This window comes from Streptomyces actuosus (genome assembly GCF_016921115.1).
Classification (GTDB): Bacteria; Actinomycetota; Actinomycetes; order Streptomycetales; family Streptomycetaceae; genus Streptomyces; species Streptomyces actuosus_A.
Map to the genome: position 1 here is coordinate 98596 of NZ_JAFFZS010000021.1, position 23202 is coordinate 121797.

The window sequence follows — 23202 nt, forward strand, 5'->3', positions numbered from 1 at the left end:
CGTCCTAGAAAGGCCAGTGGTCAGTTGGCACGGTGGGGAGCAGAGACGGCAGCGCGAGGCGCGGAAACCGGAATCCGGCAAGAGGTACGGCGACGGGATCAGAGCTGGCCCAGCTCCTTGTCGATGAGGTCGAACATCTCGTCGTCGCTGACGGGGTCGAAGTCCAACTCGCCGTCCTCCGCGGGCCCGTCGGCGTCGCTCGTCTTCGCTGCGCCGCGGGTGTCGTCCAATTTCCACAGCAGGGCCTGCAGCCGTGCCGCGATCTTGTCTCGTGCGTCGTCTTCGAGAGCGGCGGAGTCGAGGAAGGGGGACTCGAGGAAGGCGGCCTCCAGCCGCTCCAGCTCCGCCGTGAGAGGCAGTCCGTTCTCCTGGTCCTGCGGTACGAGTTCGTCCAGCAGCCGCTGAACGAGCGCGGCCGGGTTGGGGTGGTCGAAGACCAGGGTCGGCGTCAGCCGCAGCCCGGTCGCCGACCGCAGCCGGTTGCGCAGCTCGACGGAGGTCAGCGAGTCGAACCCGAGATCCTTGAAGGCCCGGTTCGCCCGCACCTCCTCGGGCGTGGCATGCCCGAGCACGGCCGTGACCTGCTCCCGTACGAGATCCAGCAGCATCCGCTCCTGATCGGCGCGGGCCAGCCCGGCGAGCCGGCCGGCGATCCCGGAGGCGGCTTCCTCGGTACGGACACCGGCCGCGGACGCCGTACGCCGGACGGCCGACGTGCGGACGACACTGCGGAACAGCGGCGCCATGACACCGGCCGCCGCCTGCGCGCGCAGCTCCGCCAGATCCAGCCGGGCCGGCACGATCACGGCCTCGTCCAGCGCGGTGGCGGCATCGAACAGGGCCAGGCCCTCGTCCGCCGACATCGGCGCCGCCCCGACCCGGGACATCCGGGCCAGGTCCACATCGCTCAGCCGCCCGGCCATACCGCTGCGCTGCTCCCACAGACCCCAGGCCAGCGACACCGCGGGCAGCCCGCGCTCGTGCCGATGGCGGGCGAGGGCGTCGAGGAAGGCATTGGCCGCCGAGTAGTTGGCCAGCCCCGCGCCGCCGAGAGTGCCCGACAGCGAGGAGAACAGCACGAACGCGGACAGGTCCAGATGCTCGGTCAGCGCATGCAGGTTCAGCGCCCCGTCGACCTTCGGCCGCAGCACCCGGTCGATCCGCTCCGGCGTCAGCGCCTCGACCACACCGTCGTCCAGGGCCGCCGCCGTGTGCACCACGGCGCTCAGCGGACGCTCCGCCGGTACGGCGGCCAGCAACCCGGCCAGCGCCTCCCGGTCGGCCACGTCACAGGCCGCGACCTCGACCGCGGCACCGAGCCCGGTCAGCTCGGCCACCAGCTCCGGCACACCCTCTGCGGTGGCCCCGCTGCGAGACGCGAGCAGCAGATTCCGGACCCCTCGCTCGGCCACCAGATGCCGCGCGAGCAACCGGGCGAGCCCACCCGAGGCACCGGTCAGCAGGACGGTGCCCTCGGCCCCGAATCCGGGGCCCGCCGCGTCGGGCCGGGGGACACGCACCAGACGCGGTGCGCCGAACTCGCCGCCGTCCAGCCGCAGCTGAGGCTCGTCGCCGACGGCAGCGGCCGCCAGCAGCCCCCAATCGGGCTCGGCGTCGCCGGACCCGCCCGTCTCGATCAGCACGAAACGGCCGGGATTCTCCACCTGCGCCGACCTGACCAGACCCCAGACCGGCCCACCGGTCAGGCCCTGCCCGGCCAGGATCACCAGCCGCGACGCGGCGAACCGCTCGTCGGCCAGCCACGCCTGTACTAGGTCAAGCGCACGGTGCGTGACCCGGCGTACGGCATCCGAAGCGGTGGTGCTGTCGGCGGTGTCGGCGGCGTCGGGGAAGGGTGCGAAGACCAGCTCAGGAACGGGGCCGGCCGCGGCGGCCAGGCTGCCGAGATCCTCGTACACGTCGACATTGCCGTGACTGCTGCCGCTGCCGCTGCCGCTCCCGCTTCCGATGAGCGCCCACCGTGCGGCCGGCGCACCCGATCGCGACACGGCGACCGGTACCCATTCCACCCGGAAGAGCGAGTCGCTGCGCGCCTCCGCGACCTGCTTCGCACCGATCTGCCGCAGCGTCAGTACGTCGACCGAGGCCACCGGCCGGCCCGCCGGGTCGGCCACCGTGACGGACACGGCGTCCTCACCGGCCAGGGTGATCCGCACCCGGCCCGCGACCGCGCCCTGGGCATGGAGCGTCACACCGCTCCACGCGAACGGACGCCGGGTCGTCCCCTCACCGGGCTCGGCCAACAGCAACCCCAGGACCAGAGGTTGGAGGGCCGCGTCGAGCAGCGCCGGATGGATGCCGTAGTCCTTGGCCTCGGCGGAGTGCTCCTCGGGCAGGGCGACCTCGGCGAACACCTCGTCACCGCGCCGCCATGCCGCCCGGAGCCCCTGGAAGGCAGGGCCGTACTCGACCCCCAGCGCGGCCAGGCGGTCGTAGGCATCCGTGACTGTGATCGCCTCCGCACCGGAGGGCGGCCACGCGGCCAGGTCGGAGTCCGGACTCGGGGACTGCTCTGTCGGGGCCAGCGTGCCGGTGGCATGCAGGGTCCAGGGCTCGTCGTCCCCGGCGTCCTGCGCCCGCGCGTGCAGGTACAGCTCCCGCCGACCGGAGTCGTCGGCCTCCCCGAGCCCGAGCTGGATACGGACCCCGCCCTTCTCGGGCAGCACCAGGGGCGCTTCCAGAGTGAGTTCCTCCACGGTGCCGCAGCCGACGTGGTGACCGGCCTGGAGGGCGAGTTCGAGGAAGCCGGTGCCGGGCAGCAGCACGGTTCCGGCCACGGCGTGGTCCGCCAGCCAAGGGTGGCTCTGCAGCGACAGCAGCCCGGCGAACAGGTGCGTGTCCGTGCCCGCCAGCTCCACGGCCGCTCCGAGAAGCGGATGACCTGCGACGCCCAGCCCGATGGACACGGCGTCGACGGGCCGTACGGCGGCCGGTGCGGGCCAGTAGCGCTGGTGCTGGAAGGGGTAGGTGGGGAGGTCGATGGGCCGGGTGTGGGGGATGGGCCAGTTGATGGTGTGGCCGTGGGTGTGGAGGTGTGCTGCGGAGGTGAGGAGTCGGGTGAGGGTGCCTTCGTTGCGGCGGAGGGTGCCGGTGATGGTGTCGGCGCCTTCGGCTTCCTCGATGCTGTAGGTGAGGACGGGGTGGGCGCTGGACTCGATGTAGGTGGTGTGGCCGCTCTCGGTGAGCTGTTCGATGGCGGTGTGGAAGTGGACGGTCTGGCGGAGGTTGCGGTACCAGTAACCGGCGTCGAGTTCGGATGTGTTGATGAGTCCGGGCTCGACGGTGGAGAAGAAGGGCACGTCAGAGGTCCGGGGCGTGATGCCCGTGAGGGCTTCGGCCAGGTGCTGCTCGATGGTTTCGACGTGCGCGGAGTGTGAGGCGTAGTCGACGGGGATCAGCCGGGCCCGGACGTCCTGGTTCTGAAGGTCCTTGACCAGGGCTTCGACGGCGGCCTTGTCGCCCGAAACGACCGTGGCGTTGGGGCCGTTGACGGCGGCGATACTGACACCGCTGGGGAGCAGCTCTTCGACCCTGTGGGCAGCCTGCGGGATCGAGGCCATGGCTCCCCGCCCCGCAAGGTGCTCGCCGATGATCCGGGCACGCACGGCGACGACCTTCGCCGCGTCCTCCAGCGACAGCGCACCCGCCACAGCCGCAGCCGCGATCTCACCCTGGGAGTGGCCGACCACGGCGTCGGGACGGACACCCAGCTCCTGCCAGGTCGCGGCGAGGGAGACCATGACGGCCCAGGTCACCGGCTGGATGACGTCCACGCGGTCCAACTCGGCGCCGGAGCGCAGGACATCGGTCAGCGACCAGTCGACGTAAGGCGCAAGGGCCTCCTCGCAACGGGCGATCGACCCGGCGAACACCGGCACGGTGTCCAGGAGTTCCGCGCCCATGCCGACCCACTGCGTCCCCTGCCCGGGGAACACGAACACGGTCCTGCCGGTCTCGTCGGGCGCGACGCCCTGCACGAGGTGGGGCGAGGGCTCGCCCTGGGCGAGGGCATCGAGGGCTTGGAGGAGTTCACCGGTGTTGCCGCCCACTGCGACAGCGCGGTGTTCGAACAGGGCGCGTCCGTGGACGAGTGTGTCGGCGACGGCAGAGGTGTCCAGCTCGGGCCGCTGATCGACGTATGCGCGGAGCCGTCGTGCCTGGTCGCGCAGTGCGTCGGCGGTCCGGGCCGAGATCACCCACGGCACCACGCCTGGCGCGGCGGGCTGATCCTGCGGATCGGCGATGGCCGGGGGCTCCTCGATGATGGCGTGGGCGTTGGTGCCGCTGACCCCGAAGGACGAGACACCGGCACGGCGGGGCTGGTCGCTCCCCGGCCAGGCCTGTTCCTCGGTGAGCAGGGTGACGGCGCCGGCGTCCCAGTCGACATGGCGGGTGGGCTCATCGACATGCAGCGTCCTCGGCAGGACCTCATGTCGCATGGCCATGACCATCTTGATGACGCCCGCGACACCGGCGGCGGCCTGCGTGTGGCCGATGTTGGACTTCACCGAGCCCAGCCACAGGGGTCGTTCGGCGGACCGGTCCTGGCCGTAGGCGGCCAGGAGAGCCTGGGCCTCGATCGGGTCGCCGAGGGTGGTGCCGGTGCCGTGCGCCTCGACGGCGTCGACCTGACCGGGGGTGAGACCGGCGTTGGCGAGGGCCTGCCGGATCACCCGCTGCTGCGAGGGGCCGTTGGGGGCGGTCAGACCATTGCTGGCGCCGTCCTGGTTGACGGCCGTGCCGCGCACGATGCCCAGGACAGGGTGTCCATGTCGCTCGGCGTCGGAGAGCCGCTCCAGCAGCAGCATGCCGATGCCCTCGCCCCACCCGGTGCCGTCGGCGGCCTCGGCGAAGGCCTTGACGCGGGCGTCCGGCGCAAGACCCCGCTGCCTGCTGAACTCCACGAAGACCTCGGGAGTCGACATGACCGTCACACCGCCCGCGAGGGCGAGCGTGCACTCGCCGGAGCGCAGTGACTGGGCGGCCATGTGCAGGGCGACGAGCGAGGAGGAGCAGGCCGTGTCGACCGTGACGGCCGGGCCCTCCAGGCCGAGGGTGTAGGCCACCCGGCCCGACGCCACACTGCCCGCGATACCGGTGCCGAGGTAGCCCTCGACCGTCTCCGGCACCTGGCGGAGCAAGGTGGCGTAGTCCTGACCGTTGCTGCCGACGAACACGCCCGCCTTGCTGCCGCGCAGCGACTTGGGGTCGATGCCGGCCCGCTCGAAGGCCTCCCAGGACGTCTCCAGGAGCAGCCGCTGCTGCGGGTCCATCGCCAGGGCCTCGCGCGGGTTGATGCCGAAGAAGGCTGCGTCGAACTCGCCCACACCCTGGAGGAAGGCGCCCTCCCGCACGTAGGACGTGCCGGAGCGGTCCGGGTCGGCGTCGTAGAGCGCCTCCAGGTCCCAGCCGCGGTCGGCCGGGAACGGCGAGACCGTGTCACCACCGGCCGCCAGCAGCGCCCACAGTTCCTCGGGCGTCCGAATCCCGCCCGGGAAGCGGCAGCTCATGGCCACGATCGCGATCGGATCGTCGTCGAGGGCCGCCGCACCCCGGACGGTGGCGGTGTGACCGGTCTGCTCGCTGTCGCCTCCCAGGCCCGGGAACTCACCCAGCACATGACGGGCCAGCTCGCACGCCGTCGGGTAGTCGAAGATCACGCTGGTGGTGAGCCGCAGCCCGGTGGCCGCGTTCAGCCGATTGCGCAGCTGGACCGCGCCGAGCGAGTCGAAGCCGAGGTCCTTGAACGCACGGTTCGGCGCCACCGACTGCGGCCCGGCGTGACCGAGCACCAACGCCGCCTGCGTACGCACCAGTTCCAGCAGGAGCTCCTCACGCTTCGGCGCCGACAGCCCGGCAAGCCGCCCGGCCGGCGACTCCTCGTCGAGCTGTGCGCCACCGGACCCGGCCGTGGCCAGGAGATCCCGTACGTCCGCCAGGTCGGAGATCAGCGGGCTGGGACGGGCGGCGGTGTACGCCGGTACGAAGCGGGCCCAGTCGATGTCGGCGACGGTCAGCGCCGCGGTGCCCTGCCCGACGGCCTCCGCCAGCGTGGTGAGCGCCGGCTCCGGGGACATCGCGGGGAACCCACTGCGATGCAACTGCTCGGCCGCGGCCTGCCCCATGGCCATACCCGAGTCCGCCCAGGCACCCCACGCCACCGAGGTCGCGGGCAGCCCGAGCGCGTGCCGCCGCTGTGCCAGCGCGTCCAAGTGGGCGTTCGCCGCAGCGTAGTTGGCCTGGCCCTCGTTGCCGAAGGTGGCTGCCGCGGAGGAGAACAGTACGAAGGCGTCGAGGTCGAGGTGACGCGTGTACCGGTCGAGGAGTTCGGCGGCGGTCGCCTTCGGACGCAGTACGTGGTCCAGACGGTCCGAGGTGAGGCGGTCGAGTACGCCGTCGTCGAGGCTGCCGGCTGTGTGGACGACCGCGGTGAGGTCCGGGTGGTCGGCGGTGAGCGAACGCACCTGCTCGGGGTCGCTCACATCGCAGGCCGCGAAGGTCACGGTGGCGCCGAGCGCGGTGAGTTCACCGCCCAGATCGGTGGCACCAGGGGCCTCGCCGCCGCGTCGGCTGGCGAGGACCAGGTGCTGGGCCCCGTCCTCGGCGGCCCAGCGCGCGACGCGGGCACCGAGCGCTCCGCTGCCACCGGTGATCAGAACCGTGCCACGCGGCTGCCAGGCCGTACCGCTGCCGCTGCTCGCCCGGGCCAGTCGGCGCGCGAGGACACCGGCCGCGCGGATGGCCACCTGGTCCTCACCGCCGGGCGCCGTGGAGGTGAGTACGGCCCGCAGGTGTGCGGCACCGCGTTCGTCGAGTTGCTCGGGCAGATCGACGAGTCCGCCCCAGCGGTCGGGGTGCTCGAGCGCGGCGACCTGCCCCAGGCCCCAGACCTGCGCCTGGGCGGGCTGGATCAGCGGGTCGGAGCCTCCGGTGGTGACCGCGCCCTGGGTGAGGCACCAGAGCGGGGCCTGGATGCCTGCGTCGCCGAGCGCCTGGAAGAGAGCGAGCGTCGGTGCTGCGGCGGCGTCGTCCGTCAGCGCGAGCAGCGACAGCACACCCGTCGCGTCGAACTCCCCTAGCACACCCCGGAGTTCCTCGGCGAATCGCACCCGATCGGCGTCGACGGGGTCGAGCACGATCTGTCGTACGGCACCGTGCCCGGCCTCCAGGGCCCGCACGACGTCTCGTACGAGCGGTCGGCCCTCGTGACCGGCGGGGACCAGGAGCAGCCAATCACCCGTGAGGTCGGCAGCGTTGGACGGCATGGGCCGCCACACCACCCGGTAACGCCAGCCGTCCACCGGCGAACCAGCGGTCCGCTCCCTGCGCCCCGACGTCGCGTCGAGCCAGTACCGGCGGCGCTGGAACGCGTACGTGGGCAGCTCCACGCGGCGCGGGGCGCTCCCCTCGCTGCTGAAGAAGGCCTGCCAGTCGACAAGCGTTCCGTTGGCGTGGAGTGCGGCTGCGGCGCGGGTGACGGCGTGGGTCTCGTCGAGGTTCTTGTGGAGGGTGGGCAGCAGGAGGGTGTCGCTGCGGGTGATGGTGTCCTGGGCCGTCGCGGTGAGGACTCCGCCGGGGCCGATCTCCAGATAGCGGGTGGTGTCGTGCTGCTCGAGCCAGGAGATCTGGTCGGCGAAGCGGACGGCGTCCCGGATGTGCCGGACCCAGTACTCGGGGTCCAGGACCGCGTCACCGGCGGGCAGCGGCAGCCCAGGCGTGCGGAACTCCACGCCCGCCAGGACCTGCCGGAACTCTTCCAGCATGGGGTCCATGAGCGGCGAGTGGAAGGCGTGGCTGACCTTCAGCCGTCGGGTGCGGTGACCGCGCGTGGCAAGCTGCGCGGCGATGTCCTCGACTACCTCGGCGGTGCCGCTGATGACCGTGGCGCGAGGCCCGTTGACGGCCGCGACGGAGGCGTGTTCCTCGTGCCCGGCCAGCAGAGGCAGGACTTCGGATTCCGGTGCCTCGACGGCGACCATGGCCCCACCGGAGGGCAGTTGCTGCATGAGGCGTCCGCGCGCGGCCACGACAGCACAGGCATCGGCCAGAGTCCACAGCCCTGCCGCGTGCGCGGCGGCCAGCTCGCCGATGGAGTGCCCGGTGACAACGTCGGGCCGGATGCCCCACGACTCCAGCAGCCGGAACAGGGCGACCTCAAGCGCGAACAACGCAGGCTGGGTGTAGGCGGTCTGGTCCAAGACCCCCTGCTCATCAGCTTCGGCGAACATCACCTCGCGCAGCGGCTGTTCCAGCAGAGGATCGAAGTGCGAGCAGATCTCATCGAGCGCGGCCGCGAACACAGGCAAGACGGCGTACAGTTCGCGCCCCGTTCCGGCCCGCTGGCTGCCCTGCCCGGAGAACAGAAACGCCAACCGACCCTGCGTCCGGTCCGCCGAGCCGGCCAGGACCCGGCTGTCCGCCTCGCCCCGCGCGAGCGCGCCCAGTGCGTCGAGGAAGTCCGACCGGTCCTCGGCGACCACCGCGGCCCGGTCATCGAGCGCCGCCCGCGAAGTGGCCAGGGAGAACGCCACGTCGGACACCGGGAGTTCGGGCCGCCCCGCGACGAACGACCGCAGCCGCTCGGCCTGCGCCCGCAGGGTGTCTAGGCCCTGTCCGGCGAGGACCCACGGCACCGGTCCGGTGGCCCCAGCCTCAGGTGCGCCGGCGACGGTCGGCTCCTCCTCCGCCTGCTCGATGATCGCGTGGGCGTTGGTGCCGCTCACGCCGAAGGACGACACACCGGCCCGGCGGGGCCGTCCGTTCTCCGGCCACTCCACCGCTTCCCGCAGCAGCGACACCGCACCGGAGGACCAGTCGACGTGCGGGGTCGGCTCGTCCACGTGCAGCGTCCTCGGCAGCACACCGTGACGCAGCGCCATCACCATCTTGATGACGCCGCCCACGCCCGCCGCAGCCTGCGTGTGTCCGATGTTCGACTTCAAGGAGCCGAGCAGCAGGGGACGTTCGGCGGGCCGGTCCTGTCCGTACGTGGCCAGCAGTGCCTGCGCCTCGATCGGGTCGCCCAGCCTGGTGCCGGTGCCGTGCGCCTCGACGGCGTCGACATCGGCGGCGGCCAGCCGGGCCCGGCCGAGCGCCTGGCGGATGACCCGCTCCTGGGAGGGGCCGTTGGGGGCGGTGAGCCCGTTGCTCGCGCCGTCCTGGTTGACCGCCGTACCGCGTACGACACCCAGGACCGGGTGTCCGTTGCGGCGCGCGTCCGACAACCGCTCCAGGAGCAGGACGCCCGCGCCCTCGCCCCAGCTGGTGCCGTCGGCCGACGCGGAGAACGACTTGCTGCGGCCGTCGGGAGCGAGCCCCCGCTGCCGGCTGAACTCCACGAACGTCCCCGGCGAGGCCATGACGGTCACACCGCCCGCCAGCGCGAGAGCGCACTCGCCGTCCCGCAGTGCCTGGACGGCCATGTGCAGGGCGACCAGCGAGGACGAGCAGGCCGTGTCGACTGTGACAGCCGGGCCCTCCAGGCCGAGGGTGTACGCCACCCGGCCGGAGATCACACTGGCCGCCGTACCGGTGAGCAGATACCCCTCGAACCCCTCGGGCGCCTCACTCATGCGCGGCCCGTACTCGTCCTGGGACGCCACACCGACGTAGACGCCCGCCTGGCTGCCGGCCACCGACCGCGGGTCGATCCCGGCCCGCTCGAACACCTCCCACGAAGTCTCCAGCAGCAGCCGCTGCTGCGGGTCCATCGCCTGCGCCTCACGCGGCGAGATCCCGAAGAACTCGGCGTCGAACTCCGCGGCGTCGTGGAGGAATCCGCCCTCGCGGACGTACGACGTACCCGCGCGCTCCGGGTCGGGGTGGTAGAGCGCGTCGATGTCCCAGCCCCGGTCCGTCGGGAACACGGACACGGCGTCGCGGCCTTCGGTGACCAACTGCCAGAGGTCCTCGGGCGAACGCACCCCGCCCGGATAGCGGCAGGCCATCGACACGATGACGACCGGGTCGTCATCGGCCGCGGCAGCCGCCGGGAGCGGCAGCGCGGAGGCGGACTCCGCCGTGCCGGCCGCCTGCGTGTGCAGGAAGCGGGCCAGCGCCTGGGGCGTCGGATGGTTGAAGACCAGCGTGGGCGGCAGCTTCAGACCGGTGACGGCGACGAGCCGGTTCCGTAGTTCGACCCCGGTCAGCGAGTCGACACCGATGTCCTTGAACGCCTGCGACGCGTGCACCGCGTCCGCGGAAGCGTGCCCGAGCACGGCCGCGGCCTGCGTCCGCACCAGGTCCAGCAGCACCCGCTGGGCCTCGGCATCGGACAGGCCGGACAGGTTCTGTGCCGTCCACGTCGTGTCGTCACCACCCGGACGGCCGTCGCCGGACCCGGACCCGGACCGCAGGTCCCGTACGTCCGTCAGGTCCGAGATCAGCGCGCTGGGCCGCGCGGCGGTGTACGTCGGCACGAAACGGGCCCAGTCGATGTCGGCGACGGTCACCGTCGGCTCGCCGCGTCCGACGGCCTCTCCCAGCGCGGTCAGCGCGAGGTCGGGCTCCAGGGCCGGGAGCCCCCGCCGACGCAACTGGTCGGCCACGTCCCCGGCCGCCATGCCGTCCGCGTCCCACGGGCCCCACGCCACGGAGGTGGCGGGCAGCCCGAGCGCGTGCCGCTGCTCGGCGATCGCGTCCAAGTGGGCGTTCGCCGCACCGAAGTTGGCCTGCCCGGCCCGACCGAGCGTGCCGACCACCGACGAGAAGAGCACGAAGGCGTCGAGGTCCAGGTCACGCGTGTACTGGTCGAGGAGTTCAGCGCCCGAGGCCTTCGGACGCAGTACGTGGTCCAGGCAGTCGCCGGTGAGCCGGTCGAGCATCGCGTCGTCGAGGACACCGGCTGTGTGGACGACGGCGGTGAGGTGGGGGTGGTCGGCGATGAGTGCTTTTACGGTATCCGGGTCGCTCACATCGCACGCGGCGAAGGTCACGGTGGCGCCGAGCGCGGTGAGTTCACCGTGGAGGTCGGTGGCCCCGGGGGCGCTGTCGCCGCTGCGGCCGGCGAGGACTAGGTGCTGCGCGCCGTTGGTGGCGGCCCAGCGGGCGACGTGCGCGCCGAGCGCGCCGGTGCCGCCGGTGATCAGGACGGTGCCGCGGGGCTCCCACGCGGTTCCGTCGGTGGTGCCGGTGCGGGCTATTCGGCGGGCGAGAAGACCGGAGGCGCGGATGGCCACCTGGTCCTCGCCGCCGGCCGGGGCGGCCAGTACGGCACGCAGACGTGCGGCGCCGCGTTCGTCGAGCTGCTCGGGCAGGTCGACGAGTCCGCCCCAGCGGTCGGGGTGCTCCAGTGCGGCGACCCGGCCCAGGCCCCAGATCTGGGCCTGGGCGGGGTGGGTGAGCGGGTCGGAGCCTCCGGTGGTGACCGCGCCCTGGGTGGCGCACCAGAGCGGGGCCTGGACGCCCGAGTCGCCGAGGGCCTGGATGAGGGCGAGCGTCGGCGCCGCTGTGGTGGCGTCGTTGCCGGTCAGCGCGAGGAGGGACAGTACGCCGGTGATGTCATCGCCCTCGCCGAGCGTGCTGGAGAGCTGCTCGGCGTAGCGCGTGCGCTCCGGCTGCGCCGGGTCCAGCACGACCTGGCGTACGAGAGTCCGATTGCCGCGCAGGGCCTCCGCGACGGCGCCCACCAGGGTGCCGTCCTCCTGACCTTCGAGGACCACGACCAGCCAGGTGCCGTACAGCCCCGCCTGCGGGTCCGCCAACGGCCTCCACGTCGTCCGGTAGCGCAGGTTGTCCACCGCCGACGCGCGATCCAGGCTCTTCCGCCAGGACGCCAGCGCCGCGAGCACCGTGCCCAGCGGCGTATCGCCCTCGACCGAGAGGGCGTGGCCGAGGGACTCCCAGTCCTCGTTCTCGACCGCCTCCCAGAAGCGGGTGTCCGCGGTGTCCGTGGCAGTGCTCGGGCGGGGGTTGATCCAGTAGCGCTGGTGCTGGAAGGGGTAGGTGGGGAGGTCGATGGGCCGGGTGTGGGGGATGGGCCAGTTGATGGTGTGGCCGTGGGTGTGGAGGTGTGCTGCGGAGGTGAGGAGTCGGGTGAGGGTGCCTTCGTTGCGGCGGAGGGTGCCGGTGATGGTGTCGGCGCCTTCGGCTTCCTCGATGCTGTAGGTGAGGACGGGGTGGGCGCTGGACTCGATGTAGGTGGTGTGGCCGCTCTCGGTGAGCTGTTCGATGGCGGTGTGGAAGTGGACGGTCTGGCGGAGGTTGCGGTACCAGTAACCGGCGTCGAGTTCGGATGTGTTGATGAGTCCGGGCTCGACGGTGGAGAAGAAGGGCACGTCAGAGGTCCGGGGCGTGATGCCCGCGAGGGCTTCGGCCAGGTGCTGCTCGATGGTTTCGACGTGCGCGGAGTGTGAGGCGTAGTCGACGGGGATCAGCCGCGCGCGGACGTCCTGGCTCTGCAGCCGAGCCACGAGCGTTTCGACGGCGTCCTTGTCGCCGGAGACCACGGTCGTGTGGGGGCCGTTGACGGCGGCGATGCCGACACCACTGGGCAGCTGCTCCTCGACCCTGTGGGCAGCCTGCGGGATGGAGGCCATGGCTCCCAGGCCGGCGAGGTGTTCGCCGATGATCTGTGCGCGTACGGCGACGACCTTGGCGGCGTCCTCCAGCGACAGCGCACCCGCGACAGCCGCAGCCGCGATCTCGCCCTGGGAGTGGCCGACCACGGCGTCCGGACGGACACCGAGGTGCTGCCAGGTCGCGGCGAGCGAGACCATGACGGCCCAGGTCACCGGCTGGATGACGTCCACGCGGTCCAACTCCGCACGCGACCGCAGAACATCGGTCAGCGACCAGTCCACGTAAGGCGCAAGGGCCTCCTCGCAGCGGGCGATGGACTCGGCGAACACGGGGACGGCGTCGAGGAGTTCGGCGCCCATACCGGCCCACTGAGTCCCCTGCCCGGGGAAGACGAACACAGTCTTGCCGGTGCTCGCGGCCTGCCCCTGTACCAGATGCGTGTGAGGCTGCCCGGCAGCGAGCGCGTCCAGCGCAGCGGCGACGACATCAGGCGCCTCGGCGAGGATCACGGCGCGGTGTTCGAACAGGGCGCGTCCGTGGAAGAGAGTGTCGGCGACAGCCACGGCATCCAGCTCGGGCCGCTGATCGACGTATGCGCGGAGCCGTCGTGCCTGGTCGCGCAGCGCGTCGGCGGTCCGGGCCGAGATCACCCACGGCACCACGCCTGGCGCGGCGGGCTGATCCTGCGGATCGGTGACGGCCGGGGGCTCCTCGATGATGGCGTGGGCGTTGGTGCCGCTGACCCCGAAGGACGAGACACCGGCACGGCGGGGCTGGTCACTCAAGGGCCAGGTCTGTTCCTCGGTGAGGAGGCTGACCGCGCCGGCCGACCAGTCGACATGGGTGGTGGGCCGGTCCACGTGCAGCGTCCTCGGGAGGACACCGTGATGCATGGCCATGACCATCTTGATGACACCGGCCACACCGGCGGCGGCCTGCGTGTGGCCGATGTTGGACTTCACCGAGCCCAGCCACAGGGGCCGTTCGGCGGGGCGGTCCTGTCCATAGGTTGCCAACAGCGCCTGAGCCTCGATCGGGTCGCCGAGGGTGGTGCCGGTGCCGTGCGCCTCGACGGCGTCGACCTGACCGGGGGTGAGACCGGCGTTGGCGAGGGCCTGCCGGATCACCCGCTGCTGCGAGGGGCCGTTGGGGGCGGTCAGACCATTGCTGGCGCCGTCCTGGTTGACGGCCGTGCCGCGCACGATGCCCAGGACAGGGTGTCCATGTCGCTCGGCGTCGGAGAGCCGCTCCAGCAGCAGCATGCCGATGCCCTCGCCCCACCCGGTGCCGTCGGCGGCCTCGGCGAAGGCCTTGACGCGGGCGTCGGGAGCGAGCCCGCGCTGCCTGCTGAACTCCACGAACATGCCGGGGTTGGACATGACGGTCGCCCCGCCCGCGAGGGCGAGCGTGCACTCGCCGGAGCGCAGTGACTGGGCGGCCATGTGCAGGGCGACGAGCGAGGAGGAGCAGGCCGTGTCGACCGTGACGGCCGGGCCCTCCAGGCCGAGGGTGTAGGCCACCCGGCCTGACGCCACACTGGGCGTCGTGCCCGTCAGCACATAGCCCTCGATCTCCTCGGGCGCCTCGTGCAGCCGGGGCCCGTAGTCCTGTGCCGTCGCGCCGACGAACACCCCGGCCTTGCTGCCGCGCAGCGACTTCGGGTTGATGCCGGCGCGTTCGAGAGCCTCCCAGGAGGTCTCCAACAGCAGCCGCTGCTGCGGGTCCATGGCCAGGGCCTCGCGAGGCGAGATGCCGAAGAACGCGGGGTCGAAGTCGGCTGCCTCGTGAAGGAAGCCGCCCTCACGCGCGTACGACGTGCCGGAGCGGACCGGGTCCGCGTCGTACAGCGCGTCCAGGTCCCAGCCGCGGTCGGCCGGGAACGGCGAGACGGCGTCACCACCGTCCGCCAACAGCGCCCACAGCTGCTCGGGCGTCCGAATCCCACCCGGCAGACGGCAGCTCATGCCGACGATGACGATCGGGTCGTCGGAGTTCGAGGCAGCGGACGCCTCGGGCGCCGCCACCTCTCCTCGCAGGCCCGCGAGTTCGCCGTGCAGGTGCTGTGCCAGCTGCTCCGGCGTGGGGTGGTCGTACAGCGCGGACGACGGCAATCGCACACCGACCGCCCGCCCGAGCGCGGCACAGAACTCCACCGACATGAGCGAGTCGAAACCGAGCTGCTTGAACGGGGCGTCCACCGCGACCTGTTCGGGGCTGTCGTGCTCCAGCACGGCGGCGATGTGCCGTCGTACGAGGTCCAGCAGCTCCCGGTTCGCCTCCTCCTGGGACATCCCGGCGAAGGCAAAGGACCCGGCGGAACGGGCTGCCTGCGGAGCGGACTCCGCGACCTCCTCGTCCGCCGCAGCGTCGGCCGTCTCGTCGAGGCGACCGGCCGACACCCCGACCGTCTCCTTGAGCCAGTACCGACGGCGCTGGAACGCATACGTCGGCAACTCGACCCGATGCGAAGGCGTGACGCCCAGATCGGCGAGCACCTCCTGCCAGGCGATCTCCATGCCCGAGACATGGAGTGCGGCTGCGGCGCGGGTGACGGCGTGGGTCTCGTCGAGGTTCTTGTGGAGGGTGGGCAGCAGGAGGGTGTCGCTGCGGGTGATGGTGTCCTGGGCCGTCGCGGTGAGGACTCCGCCGGGGCCGATCTCCAGATAGCGGGTGGTGTCGTGCTGCTCGAGCCAGGAGATCTGGTCGGCGAAGCGGACGGCGTCCCGGATGTGCCGGACCCAGTACTCGGGGTCCAGGACCGCGTCACCGGCGGGCAGCGGCAGCCCAGGCGTGCGGAACTCCACGCCCGCCAGGACCTGCCGGAACTCTTCCAGCATGGGGTCCATGAGCGGCGAGTGGAAGGCGTGGCTGACCTTCAGCCGTCGGGTGCGGTGACCGCGCGTGGCAAGCTGCGCGGCGATGTCCTCGACTACCTCGGCGGTGCCGCTGATGACCGTGGCGCGAGGCCCGTTGACGGCCGCGACGGAGGCGTGTTCCTCGTGCCCGGCCAGCAGAGGCAGGACTTCGGATTCCGGTGCCTCGACGGCGACCATGGCCCCACCGGAGGGCAGTTGCTGCATGAGGCGTCCCCGCGCGGCCACGACAGCACAGGCATCGGCCAGAGTCCACAGCCCTGCCGCGTGCGCGGCGGCCAGCTCGCCGATGGAGTGCCCGGTGACAACGTCGGGCCGGATGCCCCACGACTCCAGCAGCCGGAACAGGGCGACCTCAAGCGCGAACAACGCAGGCTGGGTGTAGGCGGTCTGGTCCAAGACCCCCTGCTCATCAGCTTCGGCGAACATCACCTCGCGCAGCGGCTGTTCCAGCAGAGGATCGAAGTGCGAGCAGATCTCATCGAGCGCGGCCGCGAACACAGGCAAGACGGCGTACAGTTCGCGCCCCATCCCGGCCCGCTGGCTGCCCTGCCCGGAGAACAGAAACGCCAACCGACCCGCCGGCACAGCCCCCCGGCTCCGTACGATCCGAGACGCAGGCTCTCCCGAGGCCAGAGCCGTGAGCCCGGTCAGCAGGCTCTCCCGGTCTCCGCCGAGGACGACCGCCCGGTCCTCGTGAGAGTCGCGTGACGTCACCAGCGACAGCGCCACGGCGTCCGCGTCCAGCTCGGGCCGGTCCGCCACGAACGTCCGCAGCCGCTCGGCCTGCGCTCGCAGGGCGTCCTCACCACGGCCGGAGACCATCCACGGCACCACCGCACCGGCACGGTCCTCCGCACCTCCGCCACCGGACGCGGAGCCGGGCTCGGTCACCGGCATCCCCTGAAGGACCATGTGGCAGTTGGTGCCGCCCATCCCGAACGAGCTGACACCCGCAAGGGTCGGCCCGGACTCCGGCCAGTCCGACAGCGACTGCTGGACACGCAGGTTGAGTTCGTCCAGCGGGATGCGCGGATTCGGCGTCTCGAAGTGGAGACTGGCCGGGATCTTGCGCATATGGAGGGACAGAGCGGTCTTGAGGAGGCCGGCCATTCCGGCGGCGCCCTCCAGATGGCCCACGTTCGTCTTGGCCGAGCCGACCGTCAGCGGCATTCGGCGGCCGGTGGCCGTGCCCAGGACATCGCCCAGGGCCGACGCCTCGATGGGGTCGCCGAGGGCGGTGCCCGTGCCGTGCAGTTCGACGTACTGGACGTCCGCCGGGTCGATGCCCGCCCGCTCGTACGCCAGCCGCAGCACCTCGCTCTGCGCGGCCGCCCTCGGGACTGTGAGGCCGTCGGTCGTGCCGTCGTTGTTGAGCGCTCCGCCGCGGATCACGCAGTAGACGCAGTCGCCGTCGGTCAGGGCCCGCGCGAGAGGCTTGAGGAGTACGACCCCGCCGCCCTCGCCGCGGACATAGCCGTTGGCCCGGGCGTCGAAGGTGTGGCAGCGGCCGTCCGGTGACAGCCCGCCGAACCGGTCGGCGGCGAGGGCGCTCTCGGGCACGATGTTGAGGTTCACGCCTCCCGCGACGGCGAGTTCGCAGCTGCCCGAGCGCAGGCTCTCGCAGGCCTGGTGGACGGCGACCAGACCGGAGGACTGCGCGGTGTCCACGGTGAGACTGGGACCGCGCAGCCCGAGGGTGTACGACACCCGGTTGGCGATGATGGCGCGCTGTGTCCCGGTCAGCGAGTGCTGGGTGACGGCGGACAGCCCCTGCCGGTTCAGCAGCACAGAGTAGTCGTTGGCGACCGCCCCGACGAAGACCCCCGTGCGGCTGCCCCGGACCTGCCGCAGAGGGACGCCGGCGTCCTCGAAGGCCTCCCAGGACAGTTCCAGCATCAGCCGCTGCTGGGGGTCCATCATCGAGGCTTCGCGCGGGGATATGCCGAAGAATGCGGGGTCGAACTCGTCCACCCGGTCGAGGAATGCTCCGTGCCGTGCGGCTGGCGGAAGTTCCTCGGCATTCCAGCGGTCTTCGGGCACTTCGCCGATCGCATGCCGTGCGTCTCTCAGCAGTTCCCAGAACGCGCTTTTATCGGGGGCCTTCGGGAGCCGGCAGGACAGCCCCACAATGGCGATTGCGTCGTCCGGTATACCGACCTCGGTGAAGCCGTCGCGGAATTGAGACATGCGACCGTGATCCCCCATTAAGTGAAATGCGTGAGACAGCACCCTGCGGCACACGCAAAGGCAGTTGCCGACTGTAATCAAATGATGGTTGGCCCTTACACCCCTATCGATCCCCTACTGACCGCTGAAAGGCGCCGGGAGCAGGGGCGGAAGCACCGAGGGGTACGGGTCTCCGCGCGGGAGACCCGTACCCCTCGACGTCACTTCAGGCGGACGGAGCCTGCACGGAGAGTGAGTGCCGGAACACGTTCCGCGGGTCCCAGCGCGCCTTGACCGCCTGCAGCCGCGGGTAGGCGCCCTTGTAGTACAGCTCGGACCACGGCACCCCGGAGGTGTTCCACTCCGCGTCCGCGAGGTCGGCGTCCGGGTAGTTGACGTACGCCCCGTCGGCCGACCCGCCGGGCACCGGTACGCCGCCGGTGTCCGCGTACATGTCCCGGTACAGCTCGCGGAGCCACCGCTCATGGACCGGGTCCTGTGCGGGGTCCTCCCAGGTCGTCACGTACACGATCTTGAGGACGGAGTCCCGCTGCGCCACCGCCGTCCGGTCCGCCGGGACGGTGTTGACCTTGCCGCCGTAGGCGATCAGCGCGACGACCCCCGCCGGATTGTCGTAGTCGGTGCCGGTCAGGCGGGCGTACAGGGTGCCGATCTGCCGGTCGTCGAAGCTCCGGCGCGCGTACGCCGCCTTGATCTTGGCCCGGCTGGTCATGTCGCCGTCCCCGGCGATCCCGGGCCAGCGCGTCGAGTGCAGCCACGGCAGCCGCCGGGTGTCGCTGAACGGCTGCACGTCCACACCCTCGGACACGGCTGCCAGGTACGCCTCCAGCCGCTTCTCCGCGTCCGGGCCGGTCGCGTCGAGCTGTGTGGTCATCGCGAGGGCGCCGGACTGGCTGCGGGTCAGCGCCAGCACGCTGTAGAGGTCGCACCAGGGGGAGTCGGGGCCGCTGTTCTGCTCGAACCACCTGCCGTGATTGCGGACCAGCCGCGCGAAGGCCGCCTCGTCCAGCCCCTCCCAGGGCCACGCCGTGGTGTTGAGGAGCACCTCGGACGGTGGCCGCGGCAGCAGGCGGCCGGGCTCCGGCGGTACGTCCGTGTCGGCGGTGCGCAGCCAGTACCTGACGACCACGCCGAAGTTGCCGCCGCCGCCCCCGGTGTGGGCCCACCACAGATCATGGTGGGGATCGTCGGGCTCGCGCGTCGCGATCACGGTCCGCGCGTCGCCCGACTCGTCGACCACGACGACCTCGACCGCGTGCAGATAGTCGACGATCGAGCCGTGCATCCGTGACAGCGGGCCGTAGCCCCCGCCGAGGATGTGCCCGCCCGCACCCACATCGGGGCACGCCCCGCCCGGCAGCGTCACGCCCCACACCCGGAACAGCGTCTTGTAGACCGCGCCCAGCGTGGCGCCGGCCTCGACGACGAACGCGCCGTGCTCTTCGTCGAATCCGACCGCCGACAGCCGCGACATGTCGATCACCACACGCACATCGGGATGCGCCACGAAGTCCTCGTAGCAGTGCCCTCCACTGCGCACCGCGACTCGCTTCCCCGCCCGTACGGCCCGGGAAAGGACCCGCTCTATTTCAGCGGCCGAACCCACCAGATGTATCTCGTCCGGCTCGCCGACGAAGCGCAGGTTCTCACCCCGTCGTAAGTCCTCGTACCTGATATCGCCGGGGGCCACGGGATTGATGTGCTTCACCCTGCTTCTCCTGCCTTCCGAAACGGACGTCAAACCGTCCTGTTGCGGTCGGATACTAATCCACCGGTCCTGCAGGGTAATTGGTGAGATCCGGGGAGAAGGGAAGCAGCGCGATGTGCCCGACGGCGGTGTGGTCAGTGCCGGGCGAAACCGACCCGCGGCCCGGTTCGACGGTGTCCTCGCCACCGCCGACATCCTGGACGACCTGCCCCTGCTCGGCGCCCAACATCGCCGGGAGCGTGATCCAGACGACGGCGCCCCCGTCGGAGGGTTGTTTGGCGCCGTACGTGCCAAGCAGAACTCGTGAAGACGATGCAGCGGACGGTTGAGGAGTCCGGACTGGAGTACAGGTACTTCCATGGGTTCGGCGTCATCGTTGGCTGTCTCCGGTGCGGAGCTCCAAGTTCGAAGCTGGAAGCCTGGAGCGCCGTTGATCACGCCCGAGACGACATGTACGCGGGAGTTCGTTGTACTGACTGTGGGTGGGACGAGGGCGGCGAAGTCTGACTACACCGCGCACACCGCACAGAGTTTCGTCGGGGTCAACGCGCTGTGACGTTGGCTCGACAGCACACCCGGCGGCAAGACGGTCAGACCTGTGACGGTGCCGAGGCAAGGTTTCTATGCGGCGCATGCCCGCCCGGTGGCTGCACCATCCCTGGCACGGACGGCAGATCGCGCTCAGGGGATCCCAGACGGAGCCAGGCAGAAAATGGGTCAGGCCGCACCGCGGATGGCACTCTCCGTACTCATAGGCAGGATAGATGACCAACGAGGCCCCCGAGCAGCGTGGTTGAGGCGTCAGGCATCTCGGTCAACAGCTCGGGGGCCTCGCTCGTTGCGCTTCGTAGGCCGTCACCTGATCGGTGGCCAACTCGAAGAAGATCAGCTTGACTCTGTCGGGGATCTTGGAGTTTCCCGGTGTGGCAGCAGGATCGACGGGCATGCTCGGGTAGTTCCGCCGACCGATACAGCTGTCGAGGTGCTCGTTGTCCCTTCGTCCCCGTTCCGGTGAGCAGGTCCCGTCTCTGACTGCGCAGGTCGCGCGGGCGAGCAACCCGGACGGCACGACGGCGATATGGGTACGTGACCGCCTCGATGGCCTGTGGTGCGACGAGGACTTCGCCGACTGGTACCCGCGAGACGGGCGTTCGGGGCTCTCGCCGGCTCAACTGGCCACCGTCTGTGTGCTGCAGTTCCTGCTCGGCCTGTCGGACCGGCAGGCCGCCGAGGCGCTGCGCTGCCGAATCGACTTCAAGTACGCCATGGCGATGGAACTGGACGATCCCGGTTTCCACCACAGCGTGCTGGCCGACTTCCGCGACCGTCTCGCCGAAGGCGACCGCGCTGACCGCCTCCTCGACCTCGCGCTGGCCCGCCTCACGGAGGCCGGACTGGTGCGCGAGCGCACCACGCAGCGCACCGACTCCACCCACGTCCTGGCCGCGGCGCGCGACCTGACCCGCCTGGAGCTGGTCACAGAGGCCGTCCGCGCCGCACTCGAAGAAGTCGCCGGTATGCCCTCTCACCTGCTGGACCAGCTGGTCGATGAGGAGTGGGGCTGCCGCTACGGTCGGCCGGTCCGCCTGGGCAAGAACCACACCAAGCCCACGACCAGGATCCTGGGGAACCCGCCGGTCCCTTCGCCCTGAAGAGCTCCGACACCTCCGAGTTCGGCGCGAGAGGGCCTCAGGAATCCGCGAACCCGTCGGCTTCCACGGCCGTCGCCGCGCTGGACGACCTCACCGGTGCTACCTGGGGCACGGTGGATGCGCGGCTGCGTTTCCTCGTGGCGAGGGTCGCCGCCTAGGCCGGACATGAACCTCAGCTGATCCGCTCCACCCTCTGTACGGAAGGGCCCGCACGACTTGGCGTGCGGGCCCTTCCGTGTCATCCCTGATTTGCGGACGCACACGCCCTAGGGGGAGTGCGTCCGCAAATCAGGTGGGAGACAAGTGGGAGATGATCATGGCGTGGTGCTGCAATCAGGCGCTAGGAAATGCTGGATAGCGCTACCTGTGCGGCCCTGGTTCAGCCGCCGGATTCGGCCGCGTGAGGACTCAGCACACCCGCGCTGACCAGCACAATAATCACCACACCGAGCGCGATGCGGTACCAGGCGAAGGGCATGAAGCTCTTGTGGGAGATGAACTTCATGAACGAACCTATGACGACTTGTCCTGAGCAGCTTTGATCTGCTGTTTTCCACCACTTTTCAAGATCGAATGGAAGAGCAGTGGGAGACGGCACTTTCCAGTGCTCTCCCTCGCTGGCCATGAAGCGCAGCCATATGGTTTGCAGGTGAATCGGCAAAAACGACCTTGCCACCGACGACCGGACGAATGACAGGGAGGCCGTCGACGTAGCTGGTGCTTCCCGGCCACGCCATCAGAGAGCAGTGCGGTGCTGACGCTCCCGCGGTGCAGTCATGAGCTTCAGCGACTCCGCCGCCACGTCTGACGGGTACGGTTCGATGTCCTTTTTGTCGATGCCTGAGTACGTGAACAGCATCGTTATCTTGACGTGATCGTGGTGCAGCCAGTTGAGTCGGTCGATGTCCTCGGGCTTCATCTGGTGCCAGTAGGTGAACACAACCAGGTAGCTGTGACCTGGTGCGTTTCCACGAAGTGTCGGCGTGGATGCATGCGGCGAGAAGCTGGTCGGGGAGATGGGCGCTTGGGGCGACGACCGGTTGGCCGCGACTCCCAGCGTGTCCCTGAGCCCTATGTCAACATCCGCTTGGTTGGTGGTGCCCGGCCCGTACGATGGCGGTATCTCGGGATGAGCAGGGAGGCGCGATGACCGCGATGTATCCGGAGTATGCGCAGTGGCTGCGCCAGGTGCGCAGCTCGATGAAGCTGCCCAAGGCGGTCAAGCTGCTGTTCGACCAGGGGCGCCTGTACATGTCGCCGGTGACGGAGGCGCACAGCGAGGCGGATGATTCGATCCGGTTGCAGTTGGCGGAGCAGTTGGGAGGGGAGTCCGGTCTGCACGTCACGCGGGACAAGGGCGTACTGCCGGAGAGGGACGGTTACACGCCCGAGCCCGATGTGCTGGTGGTCGACGCAGGTGCGCTTGGTCCGGGTGATGCCTTCGTCGACCAGAAGCATGTTCACTTCGTGGCCGAGAGCGTGTCCCGCTCGACGGTCGGGCAGGACTATGGGCGCAAGCTCAACCAGTATGCGGCGCGCGGGATTCCCACGTATCTGATCGTCGATGTGTTGACCGGGGAGTGTGTGCTCTACCAGGCGCCGAAGGGCGACGAGTACACCTCGGCGGTGCCCTACCGGTTCGGTGAGGAGATCGATTTTTCCCTCGCGGGAGCTGCGGTGACCGTGCGCACCGACTTCAAGAAGATCCGCTGAAGCCGCTTCTTCCCGGCCTTGATCCGGTGCGGTTCCCCGGTCCTGCTGGTTGGCTGGGGCCGCCGGCCCCGGCACCGCGCCGGTGTCACGTATCCCACGCTCCTCCGTTCGGCGGACCGGGCGGTTTCCGTAGCGTCCACTCGCGCTGTCCGATCGCATACCTGGGAACCCGTGGCAAGCTGCCCCCGCCCCCAGCCACCGCTCCTCTCGACCTCGCTGGTCGTGTGCGGTGGCGCTGAGTATGAATTCGATGATGTGGGTGCGGTCCGGTACGAACTCCGGTCCGGGCGGCGTGCCGACGGCGCCGGGTCAGAGGGAACCGGTGAGCGCCGCGGTGATGACTTCGTGAGGCCCGCACACCATCCCACCTCACCTGCACGTTTCACGGTGCATGGGCCTCACTAGTAGATTGTTGCGGCTTATTTTTGCTGTGATGTTGGGTAGAGGTGGCGCAGTTTCACGCGTGCGTCGTCGGTGGTGAAGTGCCAGTCGACTTGGCGTTGGTCGCTGTTGGTCTGCTGCTGCC

Annotated in this window: 6 protein-coding genes and 1 pseudogene; 2 read left to right on the forward strand and 5 right to left on the reverse strand. The window is 70.6% G+C overall.

Annotated elements, in window-relative coordinates:
- Nucleotides 1–98: 98 nt before the first annotated feature.
- The 3 genes from JS756_RS23875 to JS756_RS23885 all read right to left on the reverse strand — a co-directional run bounded on the left by JS756_RS23875 (nucleotide 99) and on the right by JS756_RS23885 (nucleotide 19540).
- Entirely contained in the window at nucleotides 99–17603 is a 17505-nt protein-coding gene (locus JS756_RS23875) for a type I polyketide synthase (RefSeq protein WP_205385225.1), read from the reverse strand.
- A 205-nt stretch (nucleotides 17604–17808) separates the two neighbouring features.
- Complete coding sequence (locus JS756_RS23880) at nucleotides 17809–19311, reverse strand: FAD-binding oxidoreductase (RefSeq protein ID WP_205385226.1); 1503 nt, start codon at nucleotides 19309–19311, stop codon at nucleotides 17809–17811.
- A gap of 55 nt (nucleotides 19312–19366) precedes the next feature.
- The gene (locus JS756_RS23885) at nucleotides 19367–19540 is read right to left on the reverse strand and encodes a hypothetical protein (protein WP_205385227.1); all 174 of its coding nucleotides are present in this window, start codon (nucleotides 19538–19540) and stop codon (nucleotides 19367–19369) included.
- 760 nt (nucleotides 19541–20300) lie between these two features.
- Between JS756_RS23885 and JS756_RS23890 the strand changes: the two genes are divergently transcribed.
- A complete protein-coding gene (locus JS756_RS23890) occupies nucleotides 20301–20963 on the forward strand; it encodes a transposase (protein ID WP_240204257.1) in 663 nt (220 codons plus the stop codon).
- Nucleotides 20964–21342: 379 nt separating this feature from the next.
- Here JS756_RS23890 and JS756_RS23895 read toward each other — a convergent pair.
- Nucleotides 21343–21495 (reverse strand): annotated as a pseudogene (locus tag JS756_RS23895) (undecaprenyl-diphosphatase); the annotation flags it as partial.
- Between the two features lie 204 nt (nucleotides 21496–21699).
- Nucleotides 21700–21903, reverse strand: coding sequence for a hypothetical protein (locus tag JS756_RS23900; protein ID WP_205385228.1), 204 nt, complete (start codon nucleotides 21901–21903; stop codon nucleotides 21700–21702).
- Nucleotides 21904–22109: 206 nt separating this feature from the next.
- Between JS756_RS23900 and JS756_RS23905 the strand changes: the two genes are divergently transcribed.
- Nucleotides 22110–22676: a Uma2 family endonuclease gene (locus JS756_RS23905; RefSeq protein WP_240204258.1), complete on the forward strand. Its 567-nt coding sequence runs from the start codon at nucleotides 22110–22112 to the stop codon at nucleotides 22674–22676.
- Nucleotides 22677–23202: the final 526 nt, after the last annotated feature.